The sequence below is a fragment of the Coleofasciculus sp. FACHB-712 genome (assembly GCF_014695635.1).
Classification (GTDB): domain Bacteria; phylum Cyanobacteriota; class Cyanobacteriia; order Cyanobacteriales; family FACHB-T130; genus FACHB-T130.
In genome coordinates, this window is the sequence record NZ_JACJOQ010000160.1 from 1 (window position 1) to 4155 (window position 4155).

3 protein-coding genes are annotated in these 4155 nt (G+C 51.0%); 2 read left to right on the forward strand and 1 reads right to left on the reverse strand.

What is annotated here, in order from left to right; genetic code table 11:
• A partial coding sequence (locus H6F50_RS04350; RefSeq protein WP_190426712.1) for a flavin-dependent dehydrogenase occupies positions 1-1853 on the forward strand: 1853 nt, incomplete at its 5' end.
• 169 nt (positions 1854-2022) lie between these two features.
• Here the strand turns inward: H6F50_RS04350 and H6F50_RS04355 are convergent.
• Positions 2023-3582, reverse strand: a complete 1560-nt coding sequence (locus tag H6F50_RS04355; RefSeq protein ID WP_190426714.1) for a hypothetical protein — start codon at positions 3580-3582, stop codon at positions 2023-2025.
• A 174-nt stretch (positions 3583-3756) separates the two neighbouring features.
• Here H6F50_RS04355 and H6F50_RS04360 point away from each other — a divergent pair, with 174 nt between their 5' ends.
• Positions 3757-4077, forward strand: a complete 321-nt coding sequence (locus tag H6F50_RS04360; RefSeq protein ID WP_277879317.1) for a GNAT family N-acetyltransferase — start codon at positions 3757-3759, stop codon at positions 4075-4077.
• Positions 4078-4155: the final 78 nt, after the last annotated feature.

Consider the following 4155-nt stretch of genomic DNA (forward strand, 5'->3'; position numbering starts at 1 on the left):
ACCCGGAAACCGTCCGCTTCTTTCAAAAAATGCCGAACGGGGAATATGACCTGAATCGCGTCTATTGGTGGGAGAAACGTTGGCGCGAGAGCGTTCGCAATCCGAAACAGCCAGCGCAGGTTATCTTCCGAAGAGACAGGGAAATCAGGAATCAAAAGGGAGATGAAGCCTTCACTGACTCCTCCGCCCTCCCCTCTCAGTCCATCCTTCGGGAAGGCGAAGCGCCCTCAGCCCTCAGCCCTCAGCCCTCAGTCCTCAGTCCTCTCCCCTCAGTCCTCTCCCCTCAGTCCTCTTCCTACGACCTGATTTATGTAGGTGGTGCCTTGGGCGTCATCCACGCTGCTGTCATGGCTCAACTCGGCTACCGGGTGCTATTACTGGAACGGCTCCCTTTCGGGCGCATGAACCGGGAGTGGAACATTTCCCGCGATGAATTTCAAAGCTTGATTGATTTAGGCTTATTTACCCCGGCGGAATTTGAAAGCATTATTGCCGCGGAGTATGTAGATGGGTTTCACAAATTCTTTGATGCCAATAATCCACCCAAGCTAAAAGCACAGGTATTGCATACCCCAACGGTGCTGAATGTGGGATTGGACGCCGAGAAACTACTGCGTCTGTGTGGGGAAAAACTCACCAAAGCCGGTGGGGAAATTTGGGATGAGACGGAGTTTATCCGGGCTGATATTGAGCGATCGCAAGTTACCGTGCAAGCGAAACATCTGCCCAGCCAAACTCAGCGCCAAGCTAGCGGACGCCTGCTAGTAGATGCGATGGGCACTGCTTCGCCGATTGCGTGGCAGTTGAATGGGGGTCGCACTTTTGATAGTGTTTGCCCAACCGTTGGGGCTGTGATTGCCAGCGGGTTTGAGCCGGGGGTGTGGGATGCCCAATACGGGGATGTGCTGAACAGTCACGGCGATATTTCGCGGGGACGGCAGCTGATTTGGGAGTTATTCCCCGCTGAAGGTGAAGAAGTGACCTTCTACTTATTCCACTATCATCAAGTGCATCCCGATAACCCCGGCTCGTTATTAGAAATGTATGAAGATTTTTTCAACATTTTGCCGGAGTATCGCCGCTGCGATATGGAGAAGCTGGTGTGGAAAAAACCGACATTTGGGTATATTCCGGGTCACTTTAGTGTTGGAAGTCGCGATCGCACGGTTGCTTTCGATCGGCTAATTAGCATTGGCGATGCCGCCTCTCTCCAATCTCCCCTCGTTTTTACCGGCTTTGGTTCCCTGGTTCGCAATCTCTCCCGTTTAACCAACCTTCTCGATACCGCCCTCAAACATGACTTGCTCCAAGCCCATCACTTAAATCAGATTCGCGCTTATCAAAGCAACGTCTCCGTTACCTGGTTATTTTCTAAAGGCATGATGGTTCCCACCGGCACCTACTTACCGCCGCAGCGAATTAACTCGATGCTGAATACCTTTTTCGGGCTTTTGGCGACAGAACCCCCAGAGGTGGCAGACACGTTTATTAAAGACCGAGTGAATTGGCTAACCTTCAATCGACTGGCGCTAAAAGCCGCTTGGATCAATCCAGCTTTGCTGTTATGGATTTGGCAACTCGCCGGTGCTAAAGATATCTTCCGCTGGCTGGGCAGCTATTTCAGCTTTACACTTCATGCCCTAGTTGTTTGGTTGCTGGGGGGTTGGTTTCCGGGTGCCCTCCGGCGTCTACAACCTTCGCTAGAAGAACGCTATCCTGCTTTGTGGTTGTGGCTGCTGGCTCAGAGCTATGCCCTCACTGCTGGGATGGGGCGTCCTCAAAAGAACCATCAGCTTTCTACGCGGAAAGAGCAGAGGCAAACGTCTTCCGAGCGGGTCGCGATTAAAAATTAAAAATGCAAAATTAAAAAGAACAATGTTTAATTTTGTATTTTTAGGACTTACGCCGAGATCCCCCTTGCATCTCCCTTAAAAAGGGGGAACCGGAAAAGCCCCCTTTTTTAAGGGGGCTAGGGGGATCTAGATTTCAAGCTTTCAATGCGTAAGTCCTGATTTTTAATTTCTACGCGCCAGTTTTTCTGGGAAACGTTGGCAATTCTATCGACGCCAAGGATTTCCGCCCTTTCGGGGGACGTGTCGGATAAAGCAGAGGGGAAGGCCAGTTTGGTTGGGAGGGGATGGCATCAGGGCGCTGGGTGGGCACAGCAGCCGGAAATTCTCTGCGGGATATTACCTCCTCTTCTTGCTCAGCATTGTCTCCACTCGCATCTTCTGACCAGATTGCCTCTGGTTCAGAAGGCTCAAAGATGTACGAGGAAGGAGAAGCTGATTCGGCATTTTCTAGGGCATAGATCGTTCCAGCTTCATCGTTCTCATCTGGCTCGAAACTGACAGCCAGCAGCAGGTCTTCCAGTTCGTTCTCAATCGCGATACTTTCCTGGATAGAAGCGATCGCTAATTCATCGCTGAAATCGTCGTTATCAGAAATTTCCAGCTCAGGGGGCATGAGAAAATCATCCATGAGCGGATCGGAGTCTGAGCCTAGCATTCCCCATTGCCATATCTCCTCTTCATCGGTGGCTTCGAGGCTCTCAGAGGCGGGTATTTCTTCTAACGGCTCCCATTCCCTCGAAACGAAGGCAGTTGCCTCTGTAATCGGTGCATAAGCCGGAGATGGTACTGAAATCTCCCAATCTTCCTCATTCTGGGCGGGGTCTTCCTGGAATGCCGGTTGCGCTGACCAAGGTTGAATCGGCGGCGCTTTGGGGAGGAGAGATTGAGAATCGTGGGCGTTTTTAAGATGGCGATGCGCCCAAGTGGGAGAAGGTCTGGTATCTGGTTCGATTTGGGTGGGGGGAGGCATTTCCAGACACTTTTCTAGCGCCGACTTGAATTGCAGGGTTTGGCGCTGCTGGCGTTGTAAGCGGGTGCGGAGTTCGCGGATTGTATTTTCGCTTTGCAACAGCGCGTGAGATTGTTCGTTATAGCGTTGCTGGGTGAAGGCACATTCCCGTTCTAGCTGGGCGATGCGTTCTTGGCTGTTTTCCAGCTGTTCTGTTACGGTTTCAATTAAGATTTGTTGGCGCTGGGCAGCTTGATGAGATGATTCTAGTTCTCGGAACATCCGGGTGACTTGTTCTTGCGTCCCGTTGAGTTCCTGGGTTGTAGAGGTGAGGATATTTTCTTGAGCTTGCGATCGCTGTCTTTGCAATTGCAACGCCTCCTGACAATCCCCCAGTGCCTTCTCTAGGTGATTCACTCGGCTGACTAAGTCCCGATTGCGCTGACGCATCTCCGCCAACAGTGGAAACAAATTTCCCGCCTCTGCTGGCAATGACTGCGGCTCAGACTTTTCCCGATGCACCCCATCCCCATCATCAGTTGTCTTTGCGGCATTCGCCTCATCGTCTACTAGCGCGGGTGAACGATGCACTAAGCTGACGACTTCTATTACTTCCACGAGAGTCTCGTCCTGTGCCGGTGCTGTCTCCTGTACAGGATCAAGGTTAGGATCTGTTTCATCCTTCACCGGATCTTCCACAGGATCGTCCATTGGAGAATCGGTTGATTGGGGGAAGGACTGGGACTGGTTAGCTTCTTGGGGGGTGTCAGCTTCACTCATTGCTCTGATTTAAGAGAAGGTCATGGGTGCTTGGAATGGACTGGCTGTAGCTTTATCAATTCACAGCTTTAGTTGCGCCTAGATTGCAATAATTCTAATAAGATTATTCCACGACGCTCTCGGAGTCACTCTACCATTTTCAAATTTCGCATCGACGAGGAAATCGAACTCAAATTGCTTGAGGTGCGACACGCACAAGAAGTTTATGCTTTGGTTGATTCTTGTCGCACCTCCCTACGGGAATGGCTTCCCTGGGTTGATGGCTCGAAAAGTCCTGAAGATACCAAGTTTTTCATTGAGGCTGCATTGAAACAATTTGCCGCCAATAATGGATTTCATGCTGGCATTTGGTATCAGGGCAAAATGGCAGGAGCAATTGGATGTCACGAAATTGATTGGGAAAATCGAGCCACTAGCATTGGGTATTGGCTGGGCGAGAATTTCCAAGGACGCGGGATAATAGACCTCTTGCACGAATCAGCTAACCAGAGCTAGCTCAAAGTTGATGATGCCTGCGAGTAGATGCACTCGGCGCGTAAAGTGCCGCCGTCGATTCCGATAGCGCTCAGCCAA